General features: G+C 53.3%; 14 protein-coding genes and 1 pseudogene. 7 read left to right on the forward strand and 8 right to left on the reverse strand.

Annotation, left to right across the window (positions count from 1 at the left end; all coding sequences use genetic code 11):
• Positions 1-13: 13 nt before the first annotated feature.
• The gene (locus JQ575_RS31405) at positions 14-826 is read right to left on the reverse strand and encodes an HNH endonuclease (protein WP_212037052.1); all 813 of its coding nucleotides are present in this window, start codon (positions 824-826) and stop codon (positions 14-16) included.
• 91 nt (positions 827-917) lie between these two features.
• Between JQ575_RS31405 and JQ575_RS31410 the strand changes: the two genes are divergently transcribed.
• Together JQ575_RS31410 and JQ575_RS31415 are read left to right on the forward strand one after the other, a co-directional pair.
• Positions 918-2,168 carry a hypothetical protein gene (locus JQ575_RS31410; RefSeq protein ID WP_212037053.1) on the forward strand — a complete coding sequence of 417 codons (1,251 nt, stop codon included), beginning with the start codon at positions 918-920 and terminating at the stop codon, positions 2,166-2,168.
• A gap of 352 nt (positions 2,169-2,520) precedes the next feature.
• The gene (locus JQ575_RS31415; RefSeq protein WP_212037054.1) at positions 2,521-3,561 is read left to right on the forward strand and encodes an alpha/beta hydrolase; all 1,041 of its coding nucleotides are present in this window, start codon (positions 2,521-2,523) and stop codon (positions 3,559-3,561) included.
• Between the two features lie 55 nt (positions 3,562-3,616).
• On the opposite strand, the gene JQ575_RS31420 is transcribed toward JQ575_RS31415, so the two are convergent.
• Positions 3,617-4,054, reverse strand: a complete 438-nt coding sequence (locus JQ575_RS31420; RefSeq protein ID WP_249167012.1) for a DUF6641 family protein — start codon at positions 4,052-4,054, stop codon at positions 3,617-3,619.
• Positions 4,055-4,743: 689 nt separating this feature from the next.
• On the opposite strand from JQ575_RS31420, the gene JQ575_RS31425 reads away from it, so the two are divergent.
• Positions 4,744-5,283 carry a YetF domain-containing protein gene (locus tag JQ575_RS31425; protein ID WP_312016055.1) on the forward strand — a complete coding sequence of 180 codons (540 nt, stop codon included), beginning with the start codon at positions 4,744-4,746 and terminating at the stop codon, positions 5,281-5,283.
• Between the two features lie 163 nt (positions 5,284-5,446).
• Here the strand turns inward: JQ575_RS31425 and JQ575_RS31430 are convergent, their stop codons facing one another.
• The 5 genes and pseudogenes from JQ575_RS31430 to JQ575_RS46220 form a co-directional block, all read right to left on the reverse strand.
• Positions 5,447-6,433, reverse strand: coding sequence for a L,D-transpeptidase (locus JQ575_RS31430; protein ID WP_212037066.1), 987 nt, complete (start codon positions 6,431-6,433; stop codon positions 5,447-5,449).
• Between the two features lie 1,101 nt (positions 6,434-7,534).
• A pseudogene (locus tag JQ575_RS31440) lies at positions 7,535-8,646 on the reverse strand (lytic transglycosylase domain-containing protein).
• 532 nt (positions 8,647-9,178) lie between these two features.
• The gene (locus JQ575_RS31445; RefSeq protein WP_212037056.1) at positions 9,179-9,685 is read right to left on the reverse strand and encodes a hypothetical protein; all 507 of its coding nucleotides are present in this window, start codon (positions 9,683-9,685) and stop codon (positions 9,179-9,181) included.
• A gap of 359 nt (positions 9,686-10,044) precedes the next feature.
• A complete protein-coding gene (gene ligD, locus JQ575_RS31450; protein ID WP_212037067.1) occupies positions 10,045-10,929 on the reverse strand; it encodes a non-homologous end-joining DNA ligase in 885 nt (294 codons plus the stop codon).
• Between the two features lie 97 nt (positions 10,930-11,026).
• Complete coding sequence (locus JQ575_RS46220) at positions 11,027-11,413, reverse strand: hypothetical protein (RefSeq protein WP_312016056.1); 387 nt, start codon at positions 11,411-11,413, stop codon at positions 11,027-11,029.
• Positions 11,414-11,802: 389 nt separating this feature from the next.
• Between JQ575_RS46220 and JQ575_RS31460 the strand changes: the two genes are divergently transcribed.
• The 4 genes from JQ575_RS31460 to JQ575_RS31475 all read left to right on the forward strand — a co-directional run bounded on the left by JQ575_RS31460 (position 11,803) and on the right by JQ575_RS31475 (position 14,630).
• Positions 11,803-11,976: a DUF3072 domain-containing protein gene (locus JQ575_RS31460; RefSeq protein WP_249167014.1), complete on the forward strand. Its 174-nt coding sequence runs from the start codon at positions 11,803-11,805 to the stop codon at positions 11,974-11,976.
• A 283-nt stretch (positions 11,977-12,259) separates the two neighbouring features.
• On the forward strand, positions 12,260-13,357 hold the full coding sequence (locus JQ575_RS31465) for an MBL fold metallo-hydrolase (protein WP_212037057.1): 1,098 nt from the start codon (positions 12,260-12,262) through the stop codon (positions 13,355-13,357).
• Positions 13,358-13,377: 20 nt separating this feature from the next.
• Positions 13,378-13,953: an SCO family protein gene (locus tag JQ575_RS31470; protein WP_249167022.1), complete on the forward strand. Its 576-nt coding sequence runs from the start codon at positions 13,378-13,380 to the stop codon at positions 13,951-13,953.
• A gap of 332 nt (positions 13,954-14,285) precedes the next feature.
• On the forward strand, positions 14,286-14,630 hold the full coding sequence (locus tag JQ575_RS31475) for a response regulator (RefSeq protein ID WP_212037058.1): 345 nt from the start codon (positions 14,286-14,288) through the stop codon (positions 14,628-14,630).
• 1,219 nt (positions 14,631-15,849) lie between these two features.
• Here the strand turns inward: JQ575_RS31475 and JQ575_RS31480 are convergent.
• A partial coding sequence (locus JQ575_RS31480; RefSeq protein WP_212037059.1) for a hypothetical protein occupies positions 15,850-16,131 on the reverse strand: 282 nt, incomplete at its 5' end.

The following is a 16,131-nucleotide window of genomic DNA, read 5'->3' on the forward strand; positions in this document are numbered from 1 at the left end:
AATTGTTGCCATCTCAGCGAGGCTCGATGGTCACCATTCGATCCAAAAGAGACGAATTGTAAATGTCTCCATCAGCGCCGGCATGCACATGTCGATGGCAGTTTGGACACAAGGCGATCACAAAAGCCGGGTCATCAGGACCGCCATCACTTACCCGTCGAATATGATGCGGCTCGAGATAAGGACTACCATCTTTCCGACTGAAGGGAGCCGGTGACCCACATCCCTCGCAATTGCCAAGCGCACGAGCTAGCACATAGTTGCGTACATCTTGGCTTCGCTGATACACATTTCGTACGACCGTTGTGACGTCTTGGTGCCCAACAATTACGGCCGCCTTTGCGAGCGCTCTGAGTTCCTCAAGTGACTCAGCCAAATTGACTGTAGCGACGCCATCTTCCGTCTTTTCGACCACGGCGGTCAGCGGCCTTAGCTCGAACACTATGGCAGATCGCTCGTTACCTTCTCGATCGGGCGCTCTTTCGAGATGGTGCGTCTCATAGACCATCTCAGTTGCAAAGCGCAGCCCCTCATTCGTTTTTCGGAAGAGAAGCAGACTCTTTCCCTCCGCGGAATGAGACGCAATTGCCAAGTTGCCCCGTTGCAGTGTCATATCGCCGACTTGGCCTTCGCCGAAATACTCGAATACGCCATCCGCTCGTGTTCGATCGGCGTACCCGTGCGACAGTCCCTCTTCTCCGGTGACAATGATCACCAAGGGATGCTGCACCGGCGTTATAATGCCGCCTTGCTGCTGGCCGCCGAATTTGGAATGAATATCCGATCGTCGATTGTAAACTTTGCCTTCTTCAAAACCCCAACTCATATGCCTCTATCCAATTTCGCATAGCGATCCGAAGAGAATGATACTACAACTTAAGCGGTAAGACACAACCGGCTTTTCGGATGGTAGTCAGATGGGCGATAAGTTTAGCTGGGTCAGAGGCTACAGCCGAAATCTAATACTAAGTAAGATCGCTGCCACCCGCAAAGTAAACGACGATCGATGCTCATTTTCACCGGCTCAGGAATATGATTACTGGCTCGCAGTGCTTCGGTCGGCCATCCGATCTAAAGATATCTCCGATCTCGACAGGCGACGTTCGATTGTGGCGGCATTGTCGGACGCTTCTTTAAACCTCAACGACCCTGATAACTTCTTAGCTCGATGCGAGCAGACCTACCTCGCACTATCTACTACCCTGGACTCTGAATTCGTTCTCTACACGACAGTGACCTACAGTGGTCCGAAATTGATCGACAGCCTAGGTGACGGAAAGAGCAGGATCGTCTGGCAGCCAAAGGAAGGCCCATTCCTAAGAAATGCAGTCGCCGCACGGCAAAGTCTCTCATCAAAGCGGCACCATAGAAAAATTCCAGGTGACGATAATCTTAACCCACTTCTTGCGTTTGTATCTGCTCGGGATGTCCTTAGTGCATTCGAGGCAGGGATTTACGCTATCGATCGATTCCGTGGCCTGCTGAACTGCATGATGAATTTTCAACATCAGCTGAATCCATTTGCCACATTTTCTTCTCCTCACGCTGTCAATTCAGTCCGGTTAGGGCCTTTTCATACTTTGCACAGGACTGATGGAAGTCTTGCGACTGAGACGTTTTGGTTTGTACCGCAATGGATGCATGAGGCTCCTTCAGCAAAATTCGAAGACCCAAAGGACTATGGCAGAGAGTTAAGGAAGTGGTGGAAAAAGTTGAACGCTAATCCTCTGGAGGCGATGATATCGGATGCGTTGGTGAAGTATTGTCGAGGAACGGACGCTCATTTGCATGACGAGCTATTGCTTGGCACTTGGCGGTCGCTCGAAAGAATCGCCGGCACAGATAACTACGACTTGTTGATTGATAGGATCATACGGATCTTTCCAAATCCCGAAGAGATTCGGCAAGTCGCAAACCATCTCCGCCATCGCCGGAATGCTTCAGTGCATTCAGGGAGCGGTGACACACGGGAGGCTCACGTTATCGCCTACCAAGTAGAGCAACTTGCTCGAAGAGCAATCTTCTTTTGTTTGGAATATGGGAATAAGTTCCGAGACCAGAGCGGGCTGCAAGAATTTCTCGATATGCCGTTCGAGTTGCCACGGATTGAGGAACGTGACCGAATATCGAGGTTTTTCACACGGTACCGGGCACAACTAAATAATTAACAACCGAAGCGACTGCGGCGCCAATAGGCAAAAGAAATCGCTTCCCTCGCTTCAATCTAACGCTCACCAGGGACAGGCCCCCCTTCGCCGACTTCAATGGGTCGAGAATCCGCTAGCCCGGACCTTTGATCAACGCATTAAATAACGCCCGGCTGCTTTTTCCATCGTTCCCACAGCGGGCAATCGACGGCTTGCCCTTCTCGAATTCGATGCGCTTCGATCCAACATCAGGGTTATTATTGGCGGCCTTGGCTCACAACCGAATAAAGCTAACAAGTGCTCTTGCCATACGGGGAGACTGGCCTAAGCTTCACTCCACCTGAGCTTTAGACCCAGGACACCGGAGGGGTACATGACTCAAGGGTATCGTTTAATCGGTCTTGCGGCAGCAGTTTTGTTAAGCACCTCGGCATTCGCTCAGTCGCCTAAGCTGGTCACAGAAGAAGCGATGGTCAAAACAGTTGACCCCGGAATCGAAATTTATGTTCGAAATAAGCGACCGGCGGATATGGCGACGTTCAGGCCAGAGCAGACTGTCCTGTATGTACACGGAGCTACTTACCCCTCCGAAACTGCATTCGATCTGAAACTAGATGGCCTGTCGTGGATGGAATACATCGCTTCTCGTGGCTACGATGTTTGGCTGCTGGATGTGAGAGGATATGGTAAGTCAACCCGCCCGCCAGAAATGGCCGATAAACCTGACGCCAACGGGCCCATTGTGACCGGGGAAACAGCTGTCAAAGACATCGGAACCGCCGTCGATTACATCTTGCAGCGTCGTAACATTCCCCGGTTGAACCTGCTCGGTTGGTCTTGGGGTACGACCCTAATGGCTACCTACACCACTGCGAATGCATCGAAAGTCGACCGTCTGGTCCTGTATGCACCTGCTTGGATTCGACAAACCGCATCACTTGTACAAGGTGGTCCCGGTAAGCTTGGCGCATACCGAACAGTGACGAGAGAGCAATCCAAGGAGCGCTGGTACACCGGAGTTCCTGCGGACAAAAAGGATTCTCTGGTACCCACCGGCTGGTTTGAGGCATGGGCTGATGCGACATTTGCAACCGACCCAGTCGGCGCTGCGGCCAATCCGCCAGTGCTTCGTGCTCCAAATGGAGTCGTTCAGGACGGCCAGCAGTTCTTCGGTGTGGGAAAACCGTATTATGACCCCGCCAAAATAACGGTACCGACCCTTCTCGTCCATGGCGAGTGGGATAGGGATACGCCGCCATATATGGCTCAAACGCTCTTTCCTCTCCTGGTGAATTCCCCTGGGAAGCGGTACGTCGCCTTAGCTGAGGGAACGCACACCATCATCATGGAAAAGAACCGCCTCAAGCTCTTTGAGGCGGTTCAAGCATTCCTTGACGAAAGCCGTAAGGATTAGTGGATCAATGGCTGCCGACGTTCTCGGTGGGTCGCCGTTGCCGGCAGCCGTTTTCCTACGCCACCTTACGTGAAGGTATCGGCCTTCCGAATTTGCTAGATTGCTTCAACTGCTCGTCAAGCTCGCCACCTCGCACGGCCTTGATCAACGCATCGATCACGCCCGGCAGCTTCTCCAGCGTACCCACAGCGATGGCCGCCTTGCCCTTCTCGAACTCGATGCGCTTCGATCCGACTTTCACGGTCATCACGTAACCGCCGTTCGGATCGGTCTGCCACCATTTTGAGGTGCGGATAGGCTTCTCGATCAGCACCTTCTCGCCGCCCTCCTTGTGCTCCCATCGCTTCACTCGTCGTACGAATGTGGGGTCGGCCAGGAGCGCCTTCTGGTCTTCAAGCCGAGAGACGATGCGCTCCCGCTTGATGACGACGGGATCGTTGCTGACTTTGGGCTGAGGCACGAAGGTAAACGACTTAAGGATTGGGGTCGACATGTTGGGCTCCTGCTTGTTGGACGGGATAGTCGCAGAAGCCGATCTACAGCCGTCAGAAAGAAGGTCGAGCCGGAAAAGGGTGATGCAGAGCCAAAAAGGCTGGACGCTTGATCACCGGGCACAATTGGGAACTTTGTAGAGCTAGCTGCGTCGACTCTCGAACGTCCCTCGAACCGTGCAATAGAGACAACGGTGTTTAGTTGGTTCAAGCCAAATAGGCAGCGAGAGACGATCCAGCAGGATCGCAAGCACCTTGAGGCCAGGGCTCGACGCCTGTTGAAAAACTACCTGTCTGCGGATGGCCCATCGAAAGCTGCAATATACGAACTGGTCGCTGGAGCTTCTGCAGGGTGCCAGCCAGATATGTCTGACCCGAAGCTAGAGGGCGTGCGGCTCGCACAAGCCTCTGCCGATGTTGCCCTCAAGGTCGTTAGGATGCGTGAGCATCGAGCAATCGCAGACAACGACCAACTAGCGCAGTTGATCACTGATGCTTACGCCACGGTAGCCATTGCATATCGCCGTGCCTCCGCCGCCTACACGGTTGATGATGACATGCAAAAGCTAGGGACTGCGGCTGTGCACCTGCTTACCATCGCAACGTCATATATAGCCGGCAAAGGACAGTGCGCACGAGTGACGACGGACTATGCTCTTCTCTGTTGAAACATTGCTACTACGAGGACCCCGTGGACAAACTACTCCTAATCGAATGGGCCGAGCTAATAATTCCGACTCATTCGGTTGCGGAGATGATGTTGCGGGGCACAGTCATGTACCTATCGCTTTTCATCATTTTACGGTTTGTGATGGTGCGTCAGACCTCAACCATCGGGATTGCCGACATTCTCGTTATCGTCGTAATAGCCGATGCCGCACAGAACGGATTCTCTAAAGAATACAAGTCGATTTCCGAGGGAATCGTTCTGGTTCTCGTGTTCTGGAATCTGTTTCTGAATTGGATCAGCTACCGCTTCAAAGTTTTTGAGCGGCTTTTATCTCCCCCGCCACTTGCGCTCATAAAACATGGCAAGATGAATCGTCGCAATATGCGCCAGGAGTTTATAACCGAAGAAGAACTACGGGGTCAGTTGCGCCTGCAAGGAATTTCAGAACTCGCCGAGGTTCGAGAGGCTTGTTTGGAAGCTAACGGTGAGTTGAGTGTCATTAAGACAGACTCGTCGAAGGAAAATTCGAAACCTCCAAAGTCAAAGGCGAAGCCCAGCTGAAGGAATTCTTTCTTTGGTTGGTCGGAATTCCCATTCCGTTGATCATACTCATCCCGCTAATGCGTTAGTTGCTAGTCAAAGCCAACAACAGCTCTAGCGGAAACGATGGAGCCCGGCCCATGGCCCGGCTTTTCTTAGGCGAAATCAGAAAGGGCTCAACCGGCTAGCTCTTCCGAGCGTCGCCATCGATGAACTCGACCGGCGTTCCTTTCTTGACGATCTTGCCGAGCCAAGCCGCATCCCAATTGGTTAAGCGGACGCAACCGTGCGATTCGGATTTACTTATCTTGCTAGGGTTGGGCGTGCCGTGAATGCCAAAGCCTTCCGCAGAGAGACCGATCCAATGCGTCCCGACAGGATTGTTTGGTCCCGGCTCAATCGTGAAGGGCTCCTTTGATTTAACGCCTTTGAATTTGTAATTGGGATTATAGCGATAAGTCGGATTGGCGTCGGTTGAAGTTATTTTGAGCGTTCCAGCGGGTGTCGGTTTCTCGTCGCTACCAATGGAAGCCGGAAAGAATGCGACGAGCACTCCTTGATCGTCGAAGGCTTTGACCGACTGCAGCGATTTGTAGACTTCGATTCGACCGATGTTGGGTTTAGACACCCGGTCCAAAACGTTCGCCACCGAAATGGTCTCCCCCACTTTGTCGAAATGCTTCCCAGGATTCAGCGACACCAGTAAGCTTTCGCTCATATGAAAGCGCTCTGCGATAGCCTCCCGGGGGCTAGTGTAATTGAGGGCCTTGATATTCTTCATGTCTTCCAATTTCGTAGGTAGACGTTTTAGGAATGGACCCTTGGTATCGCTCTCGGTGATTTTATATTGCGTGATTACTGGGTCTTCGCTTGTTGCGACAAGTTTTGTCCAAAGCTCGGGTGTCAAAGACTGACCGGTCGGCAATCCATTTGCTTGGGCGAAGGCGTTTAGAGCCTTTTTCGCATTGTCGCCAAGCTTTCCGTCGATCTCGCCAGGCGAGAATTTGGCTCGATCTAAAAGAATAGTGGCCTTAACAACAGTCGGGTCGGCTTTGTCCTTGTTCACTTTGGACGTGAACTCTGCGCTATTGACGCTTTGCGCATCAAGACCGCCAGCTATAACTGGCAAGATTATGCAAATCGAAAAAGCTGAAGCTAACAGATAGCGCATTACGTGCGGTGTCCACCACGAGGCTTCCGAATTGGACCGAGCTGCCTTTTGGCCCAGTGTCTCGGCACCCAGTTTTAAAACGGTGCTCATGGCTTTTTGAAACAGAGGCCAACCGTGGGTGACGACGGGCATTTGGCTCCGTCGGGGGCACCACCATTGGGACAGAAAACTGACACCAAAACCTCAGTGGATTCGCACGCCACTTGGCCATCAAGTTGGACGAGTCGAACTGAGGTACCTGGATCACCTTTTTCGCCCTTTTCTCCCCGATCACCTTTGTCTCCCTTGCCGGGATCGCCTTTATCGCCCTTTTCGCCTTTGTCCCCCTTTTCGCCTTTCTCCCCCTTTTCACCCGGAGCGCCTTGCGGCCCTTGAGGACCCTGAGCGCCCGTCTGACCTTGGGTGCCTGCCACACCCTGAATCCCCTGTGCGCCTTGAGGGCCCGCCGGTCCTTGTGGTCCCGGGTCGCCCTTGGGGCCGGGGTCTTTTCCACACGCAGCAAGTGATAGCGACGCTCCGACAAGCATAACGGCGAGCAATCTCATGGTGCGCCCTTTGGATCAGTGAATGTCATTGAAGCCACAATGCGGCGACCGGAACCTTGGTTCCGTGCACTCACCATTGTTCTGAAGGCCAAGTCTCCAAGAGCGGTGCTCGATATGCAATCCGAGGTCCGGCTGCTCGCCGGGCGACTTTCCGCTTAGAACGCACATTGCGTTTCGAGGCAGGCTGGACCGTAACCAATTCGGCAAAAGAGTTGTGAGCATTTGGGGAAGAACGTGGAGGCTCTGCTATAGCGACGGCGGGCTGGGGCACGATCGTTGGCAGGCTGGTGTCATACACGACCTTTTCGGGCCACTTATGACTGGACGTTATCCTTATAATCGACTTGTCAATCCGACCTTCCCGTCCAAATGACGATGTACGAGGAGGAAGATAGAGGTCTGCAATAAAAAGAAGCGCTATCAATGCGCTTCCGACTCCGAGCAAATAGCGTCCAAATGGCACTTCCGATTACCAGTCAAGAAAAGAGCAATGGAGAGGTCGTTTTTATAAGATACCATTGCTCGATTGGTTCCGAGGCCGCCATCTCTTCGAAGCTTAGCGGCCAGATGCTGATGCCAACCGGACAACTGGCTTTTTGGTGGATTGGGACTTATGGCGAGAGGCCAAATGAACTACTTTCAATTTTCTCGACTTGGCTTCTGCCATATGAGACGGCGTGGGACGCCTCGCAGTTAATCTTGAAGCGGCTCGGGCTGCGCTTAGTCTCGCTTCCACCTCATCTGCATCAGCCTTCCGCAGCATCTCGCTAACGGAAGAGGTGAGTTTGACGGGGATTTCAGCAACCTGGTCGCGCTTAGACTTCGATAGCCCACCGACTCCACCACATGGCGCTAGTCGTGGCAGGTCTGTTGGTACAGAGACTATCTTTGACTCTGTTATCCAATCTTCTGCTTTGTTGCCTGTGATAATTTTCACGTAAGCACGTGTTTCCTGAGGCAGCGGCCCACGGCGTGACAGCCATTTCTCGATTCTACCGCCTCCCGCATTGTAAGCCGCCGCAGCGAGCCCAAGATTTCCAAACCGAATATGAAGCTTACGAAGGAATCTTGCCGACGCCGGAATGGCCTGGAGGGGTCCAAAGGATCGCTTAGCCCCTCTTCGGCAGCCGTCTGGGGCATGAACTGTGCTATGCCTCTCGCTCCTGCAGAACTCACTACTTCAGAGCGAAATCTACTCTCCTGCCACAGAAGGCGTGCGAAAAAGCTAACGGGAATCCCGCTTTCCTCTGCTGCATCTTTTATCGCTTCACACAGTCGGCTTGTCGGGGATGTAGCTTCATCTCGAGACGAGACGCTGTTGAAGCGGTCATAGTCGCTTGGGTCGACGATGGGTACAGCATAATGCTTCGAAGCAGGGTCCGGAAACGTAGAGCTAATAGGAGCGCCTACATGTTCCGTGACCTCCTTTGGATGTGCTTCTGGAATGTTGGAAGCTCCGACAAGCGAACCTGCCCACATCTGGGCGTCGGAACTTTCTTGACCAAAATCCACGATAAAAACGAAGGCAGCAGACAAGGCGGCGGCGAAATAGCGTCGCATTAAATCCATCCGTTGGGAGATGGCGCTCGCATAGGGGCTAGATGTGGAGATTTGTGGGGCGAACTGCGGCAATGCAGTGAATAGGAAATCATTTTGACGATTTCCCATCTCGCGGCTCTCGTGCTCGGAACCGATCGAACCGGGAAAACGTGGCAATCTGGGCCTTTGGCTAGGCTTCAGAAGGCAGTCTGGACAAATGTTATGCCTTCCCAGGGCGGCGGCAGAATCGCCTCGCCAACCCGGGAACAATCGGTAATGCAAGGTATTTTAGACGGACGGTGTTGAATGCTTTGCGCTACTAGCAAAGCTCGGCTTCGCATGAGCTGTCAGAATTTGCGAGCTCCTGAACTTGTTTGGATTAGGAAGTTCAGATGGAGGGCTGCCATCGTTACCGATGTACGGGGGCCGACAATGACCCGGAAGCGAGCGCTTGTAATGATGGCCAGTTTGGTTATTGCGATATTGTGTGGATTCTTCGGCTTGAATGAAAAGTTTCGGATGGAGGCCAAGAACGGCCCCGCATCAACAATTGGCAGATCCGGAGACTTCAAGTCACCGGGTGGAACTCCCGAAGCAAGCGAGCGGCGCCGCATATAAAATGCGTTGGAGACCGAGTACCCGCCAAGAAGGTTATTTCATATCAGTCCTCGTGCGTAGTCGTATGTGACGTGGCCATGGTGAGAAGATGGACGGCTGCGGTCCCCAATTGCTGCATTTCCTTATCCTCCACATAGACCCCAGTCGCACGCTGGTAAGCAATAGCCACCGTGGCGCAGGCATCAGTGACGAAGTTATCAACACGTTCGTCTTGGTGTAACCGGCCCGCGCGATCCAGAACCAATTGAATCGCCGCTCGTGACGTATTCTCCGCAATGCGAGCATCATCTATGTCAGTTCGGGATAGACTTTCGCCCTGGTGGCAATTTTTGCTTACGTCTTCGACCGCACGATAAAATTGATGCTTTCGTGCTTCATCTGCTTCCAGATAGCTTTTCAGAAAACGCCGGGCCCGCTCCTCAAGGTGCTTGCGGTCCAATCTTACCTTCTTACGCCGCTCACGGGCTTCCGAGTTGAACCAACCAAACATCGAACGCTCTCCGCGAATCCCCTCGTCACGATAAGCTCTTGCCTGGATAATCTCTACCATGAGTTTGCGGCTTCAAGGACTTCGCCGAGACGAACTATGAAGCTCCGTGAGTTATAGACCGCGGCAGTCTTTTTACCTCCGACGGGACATCGAGCAACTTTGCGGTTCGGATGGGAGCCGAAGTTTTCGACCAGGCTGCGGCTGGGACAGGGCTCCAAGGTCAAGGCGGCGAACCGGCTGTGCCTCCCGATTATGAGGGCACACTACTCACATCGATCTCGACACGTGCATCTATCCGTTCTGAACGATTGCATTCGCAGCGCATGCCGGCGCCGCATTGACAACCCCTTCCTTCATCTGTCCATGCCAAATGCGGATGGTTTTCGCACACCCAACCCAAACCAAAGCAGATAGGACAGTTACGGTTTATCATTTCGGGAAAGTCCTTTGAACGAACCCTGCCTCAGCAGGCCCTCCGACGTGATGTCTCGATACTCAACGTCGGCAGAGAATGTCGGTTCGACCCAGGTTGCCTTGGGGTTCTTGAACGACTTCGTTAGTTTCGATTTCGGGCTGACGACTGTATCGAGCTGCTTTCGGATTTGGCTGGATACGGTTCGGGACCATCCCGTCCCTACTTTTCCCATGTAGACCAGTTCTTTGCCTTCTTGCCTGCCAAGGTATAGAGCCGCAACACCCGTAGGGTCCTTGACGAAACCCACTACGGGAAACTTCCCCTTCTGCACTGTCTTGATTTTCAACCAGGCTTCTGTCCGTTCCGATCGGTAAGGCGCTTGGGCGTTCTTGGAGACAATCCCTTCCCAACCTAGTTTGGCGGCATGATCGAACATCTCTTGACCGTCTCCTGTCAGATGTTCGCTATAAAGAACCGGCATATCGACATCGTTCTCGCCGAGAAGATCCGCCAGCATTCCTTTGCGTTCGATCTGTGGAACCTTGCGAAGGTCACCATCACGCCAGAGAAGATCGAAGGCGTAAAAGACCAGCCGATCCTGCCCTCCGGCTGCTAACTCAGCTTGGAGTTCGGAAAAGTTAGTTCTGCCTTCATGGATGACCACCACCTCGCCGTCGATGATGGCTTGGCCGGGAATGTCGAAGGCACCAGCGATGAGAGAGAAGCGCTTGGTCCAATCCAGCCCGTTGCGGGTGTAGACTTTCTTTCTGCCGCTGTTGATATGAAGTTGAACTCGGTATCCATCGTATTTGATTTCGTGAATCCAATGTTCTCCCTTGGGCGCTTTAGCCTTCAAGGTCGCAAGCTGGGGCTTAATGAACCCCGGCATCTCAATACGCTTTGACACAAACGCTACTCACGCAAAGCCCGCCGAAGCTGAGCAACGGCGGGCAGTTTACTCATACTTCTCCCACGAGTCCCAACGCTCAAGGGACGTCGCCGTTCCTCCGACTGCCGCCGATGCGTTGCGGTTTATCCAGGAAGTAAGACCGGTTGCCCGTGGCTGCTTCTGCGTATTGGTCAATCGCCACGATGATCGCTTGGACGTGCTGGTAACACCAGCCTTGCCGAGTGGCGAGACGGCGGGTCTCTGACAGTGACTTCATCCAAGGCGGATTATCCTCCTTTTCGTCGTACCACTTCAGGTGTTCGGACGGCATTTCTTCTCCGCAACATTCCAGCTCCGCCCGCTTCCGCAACAGCAACAGCTGCGCAGCGGCATCATCAAGGCTTGCGTGCTTGAGCTGGCGAACCGTCGAACCCAGTTCGAGAAGTTCGCCACGAAGCTTCAGTATCTCCATTTCATCGGACACGTTTTTCCTGGAGCGCTAGCTGACGCTTCGCCGACGGGCAGCTACTGGTCTTGGAGATGCTATAGGGCGACGGGGTATGAAGATGCTATTGACCAAGATGGGCTCCCGGTCGCCCAGCCGAGCCCGCTCATCGACGAGCAAGCTCATGGCAGCACGCATCACCATGATTTCTCCGGCGATCTCGGAGCATTCCTCATCCCGGTTTATCTGATCATGCATAATGGCTTCCGCTTGAAGCATGCTCACCCTTAAGGCTCTGATTTTCTTTCGAATTTCTAGAATGCGGTTGTCCATAGCTTCACCTCGCCAACTGAAGAGCTAACGTGAACAAAGAAAGAACAAACTTCAAGTGAAGAATGCGGACAATCGCAAAATGTTTGGGAAGTTCCATGGCCCGCCTACCACACCAGATCGATGCTCCGATGAGCCCACGCCAGCTGGCTACTTTGCGCACCCTCAGTGCCGAGGCCTACCAGCCCAAGCTATTTCAGCCGAACTTAACGTCAAAGGAAGCCGAGCGACGGATTGCGGCCCTGAAGGCGGAGATCGAGCTGGCCAATTAGTTCTGAAGTTCAGAGAGCCGGGTTTGGACCCTCGGATCTGATGCGTATGTCCATGAAGATGCGCTAGCGGCAAGGATCTAAGCGACCGCCTGGATGAGGTGTCGGACGGGAACGCTAATAGAAGCAGGCAGGCCTCGGCTAAGTACTTCTACTCACCACCACGTTCAATCACTAAGAGATCGAATGCCTAGGCAGCCTTCCCGACATTGCTCGTCGAGCTCGATTGACGGCCCCTCCACTGGCGTTAAGCTGCCGTAGAACAGCGGAGGGGAATACCATGAGGATGGGACGCCGTGAATTCTTGAGAACGTCGGCCGCACTGGCAGCGGCTTCCGCAGCGAATAGCTTCTCATGCTTTGAAATTGCCAGCGCTGCGCCAATTGAAGTGCCGACGGTAGACAAGCTCGCAATACGTGTCTTGGTAGACTCCAGTTACGATCTTTTCTTTCGTCCTGCGGAGACGAATGGAGTAAAGGTCTCTCCGCCACCACGTTTGTCCGATTACCGTCGTTCCTTGCATAATGAGTGGGGATTATCGCTCTGGCTTGAGTCGGAACGTGGATCCGAAAAGCGCACAGTAATGCTGGACTATGGATATACTCCAGCGGTGCTCCTCAACAACATGGACTTGGTTGGCGTCGATCCTTCGAAAATTGATGCGCTAGTCGTAAGCCACGGTCACTACGATCATTTCGGTGGACTGCTTGCTTTGTTAGATAAGCATCGCAATGTAATGCCATCCGAGCTGAAGCTCTACGCTGGTGGGGAGGACAACTTTTGCCACCGCCTTAGCGGCAATGCTCAACAGGGCTTTGGCGATTTTGGTCGTCTCGATCGTGGTGAACTCGCATCGAAGAAGGTCACAACTGTACTGGCTGAAAGCCCGACCCTTATTGCCGGTCACGCCTTCACTACAGGCAAGATCAAACGAACGTCGATAGAACGAGTACTGCCAAATTCATCGGTCGACTATACGAAGGAAACTGCTGGTTGCGATTACGGCCATTATACAGCAGCCGAACTGCAGGGAAAAATCGTGCCAGACGAGCATGTTCATGAGCATGCCACGTGCTTCAACGTGAAAGATAAGGGGCTCGTGGTCATTTCCTCCTGCGGCCATGTCGGCATCGTCAATTCCGTGCGTCAGGCCCAAGAGGTATCAGGTGTCACTAAGGTCCATGCGATAGTTGGCGGCTTCCACCTTGGCCCCGCACCGAAGGATTACCTGACCCAGGTGGTTGGTGAAATCAAGAAGCTGGAGCCCGATGTACTTCTCCCGATGCATTGCAGTGGGCTTAATTTCGTTGCAGAGGCCCGAGTGCAAATGCCCAACAACGTACTGGTCACAACGACTGGCAGCCGCATAACGTTCGGCGTGTGAGACCCTTCGCTTTTGCATTGATGCTTTTCTTGGCGTTACCGCTTCCTGCGGTAGGCGCCCAACAACGCTCCGCTGCCGAAATCATGGATCTTCTTATGTGGGGCCGCGAGCCTGTGGGCGGTCCCTTCAGCCTAATCGATCATACCGGCAGGCGCCGAACCGATGGGGATTTCCGAGGCAAACTATTGTTGATCTATTTTGGCTTCACGTACTGCCCAGACATTTGCCCTACGGATTTGCAAAATATCGGGCTTGCCCTCGACCAGTTAGGTCGAGCAGCGGATAAGGTCCAGCCGCTGTTCATTACGGTCGATCCTGAACGAGATACAGCTGAGCATCTTAAAGAGTACATGCCGCTGTTTCATCCCCGATTAATTGGACTAACAGGTGGCACGTCGGCAATCCGAGCGGCCGCCGACGTCTACAAGGTCTATTACGAGAAGGTGTCTACTAAAGGCGATGATTATACTGTCGATCACACGGCTTTCATCTACCTGATGGGGGTCGATGGGAGTTACGTAGGTTTCTTTCCGCCCGGCACGTCACCTGAACGCATCGCTGAAACACTGCGTAAGCAATTAGAACAACATCCTTAGACCCGCTCCGCTTAACATACAACGGAGCAGACATGGTCGGGTTTGAGGAGAATGGCACTCCCGTGGTGGAGATAACGCTTCGCTCAACAAGGTCCATGAAGAGGGGCCATGTCGTCCGCAAGGTTCGCCAGTGTTTCGACAAAGAGGAAGGTTAGAAATTATGATCACTGAGATTGCACAAATCGAAATTAAGCAGGGCACCGATTAGTGAATTGCCAGCGCCATGCACCCACATCGTGGTGCTCTTCTTGAATCAATACCTCAAACAACTCCATTTCGCTTGGTGAACAAATTCTATTACGAAGGATTAGCCTCGACAGCTGGAGGCGAGAATGTCGAACTTCGTGGCTTTAATCGTGGAGGATGATGCCTTCCATCGAGAGTTACTCGCCGATCTTTTTAGGGATCATGGGCTTGAAGTGGTTGAATGCAGCACTGCCGAAGCCGCTGAACTCGTTTTAGTAACGACAGGTACCGAGCTCATCGCGTTGGTGACAGACGTGAAACTAGCTGGTGATATGTCCGGCGTTCAGCTGGCCGAGTATGCTAAACGCAAATTCCCTCGCCTCAACGTGGTGCTGATTTCCGGGAATGATCCGCCCTACATTCCACTCGGTACACGGTTCTTGCTTAAGCCATACCCTACCCAGGATTTATTAGAAGCGGCACTCGGCTGAAAGCCGAGCGCCTTCAAAGCATCGAGAGCGAACTCTCGACTAATGCCGACCGACTGGATTTGTTTCCAGGACCACCACGGCTCTTAAGTTATCAGGACCACTGATTAGCCGATATCTTATCCGAAGAGGCCGCCTCAGCTGAGGCGGCCTTCAATACAGCGCCAGCACGACAGCGAGGCACATTATTAGTGTCGCTGTGCTCAGCGACACATAGACTAGGGCCTCTTCCTTGCGCTGGTCTAAATCGTCCATGAAGTGACTATGCCGGGGGCGCTGCATTGTTCCGGCACTCGCCGATGCGAAATAGGCCACTAACGAAAATGCCCGGCTCGAAGGCCGGGCAATTCGAGGGGCGAAGAAATCAAAAAGCCGAGTACCATCCTGGATTGGCAACTCCCTGAGGCTATTTTCCCAGACCCATATTTGTCTGTCCGCCACCCGACTCTGTAATCAATATGTCGGGAACAAGTGGCACTGACTTTGCGTTGAGGTCGCATGTCTGGAGTGAGACGACCCAGACATATCAAAACGGCCTCAGCGCCCACCCCGATAGGGCGCTGAGGCCGTTGCTTTTGGAACTTCCCAACTCCAGAGTCTCCCGGCTTCATGCCCCCTGAAAGCCACCGGGAGAAAACCCCAAATGGATTGGCGGCTCTAAGGGTGTCTGCTGGGGACGTCTGCGAGGGATTAGGCCGCCCGTCGAACGCTTCATCGAATGAAAGAGGCCCCAACTGAGGCGGCCTTACTCCTTATTGTCGGCCCAGGTTTGCTGCCCGCACTTGCACTTGAACATACGGACGGTTCGGCCACTGAGGGAGTCCAGCATCGTCCGCACGAGGGCGGGCTTCTCCCCACAGGAGTCGCACAAGCGAACCGGATTGGGGTTGTAGCTGGAAAAGACTTCGTTCTTGAACTCGGCGCTCATGCTTCGCTATCGGACGACCGCGCTAAGTTACAAAGTGGACATCGGTTCCTTCGGCGGGATACCCCGATGAGGTACCCCTAAAGGGTACATGAACATACCGTAGTCTTTCGGCGTACAGGTCGCGGCAGAAGTGTGCGGCGGCTGTTCATAAAGATGAACGAACGCATCCGTTCATCTTCGTTAAATCCAAACTAGGCCAATGCGATTTTCAAAATTAAGCCACTGAGGCTGGAAGGCCAGTACCCAAAGCGTTTATGAGGACAAACGTCGAACGTCGGAGCTTCAGCGAAATCGTCAATCGCCCAACCTCGTTGCAAAGACAGCGGCTATTGCCTGCTTGCCGTAATACTTGGATGATCTGGACCGACGTACCCATGTTGCGGGCGACTTCGAATACACCGATCCCGTTGCGCAAGGCTTCACTGCGTAAAAATGTCGGAAGCTATAGATCGAGTACTTCTCGCCGAAGCTACTCCGCTGCAGACCCGCCTCCTTGAGCGCCGCACCTAATTGATCGATCAGTGTAATGATCCGGGATTCATCGGGCATCGCCAGCAAATATCCCGTCGTATTTTC

Origin of the sequence: Bradyrhizobium sp. JYMT SZCCT0428, assembly GCF_018131075.1 — a bacterium.
Classification (GTDB): domain Bacteria; phylum Pseudomonadota; class Alphaproteobacteria; order Rhizobiales; family Xanthobacteraceae; genus Bradyrhizobium.

Excerpts from the sequence above, each read along its gene's own strand:
- JQ575_RS31405 (WP_212037052.1), bottom strand. The coding sequence starts at position 826 with ATGAGTTGGGGTTTTGAAGAAGGCAAAGTTTACAATCGACGATCGGAT.
- JQ575_RS31410 (WP_212037053.1), top strand. The coding sequence starts at position 918 with ATGGGCGATAAGTTTAGCTGGGTCAGAGGCTACAGCCGAAATCTAATA.
- JQ575_RS31415 (WP_212037054.1), top strand. The coding sequence starts at position 2,521 with ATGACTCAAGGGTATCGTTTAATCGGTCTTGCGGCAGCAGTTTTGTTA.
- JQ575_RS31420 (WP_249167012.1), bottom strand. The coding sequence starts at position 4,054 with ATGTCGACCCCAATCCTTAAGTCGTTTACCTTCGTGCCTCAGCCCAAA.
- JQ575_RS31430 (WP_212037066.1), bottom strand. The coding sequence starts at position 6,433 with ATGCGCTATCTGTTAGCTTCAGCTTTTTCGATTTGCATAATCTTGCCA.
- JQ575_RS31445 (WP_212037056.1), bottom strand. The coding sequence starts at position 9,685 with ATGGTAGAGATTATCCAGGCAAGAGCTTATCGTGACGAGGGGATTCGC.
- ligD (WP_212037067.1), bottom strand. The coding sequence starts at position 10,929 with ATGCCGGGGTTCATTAAGCCCCAGCTTGCGACCTTGAAGGCTAAAGCG.
- JQ575_RS31460 (WP_249167014.1), top strand. The coding sequence starts at position 11,803 with ATGGCCCGCCTACCACACCAGATCGATGCTCCGATGAGCCCACGCCAG.
- JQ575_RS31465 (WP_212037057.1), top strand. The coding sequence starts at position 12,260 with ATGGGACGCCGTGAATTCTTGAGAACGTCGGCCGCACTGGCAGCGGCT.
- JQ575_RS31470 (WP_249167022.1), top strand. The coding sequence starts at position 13,378 with ATGCTTTTCTTGGCGTTACCGCTTCCTGCGGTAGGCGCCCAACAACGC.
- JQ575_RS31475 (WP_212037058.1), top strand. The coding sequence starts at position 14,286 with ATGTCGAACTTCGTGGCTTTAATCGTGGAGGATGATGCCTTCCATCGA.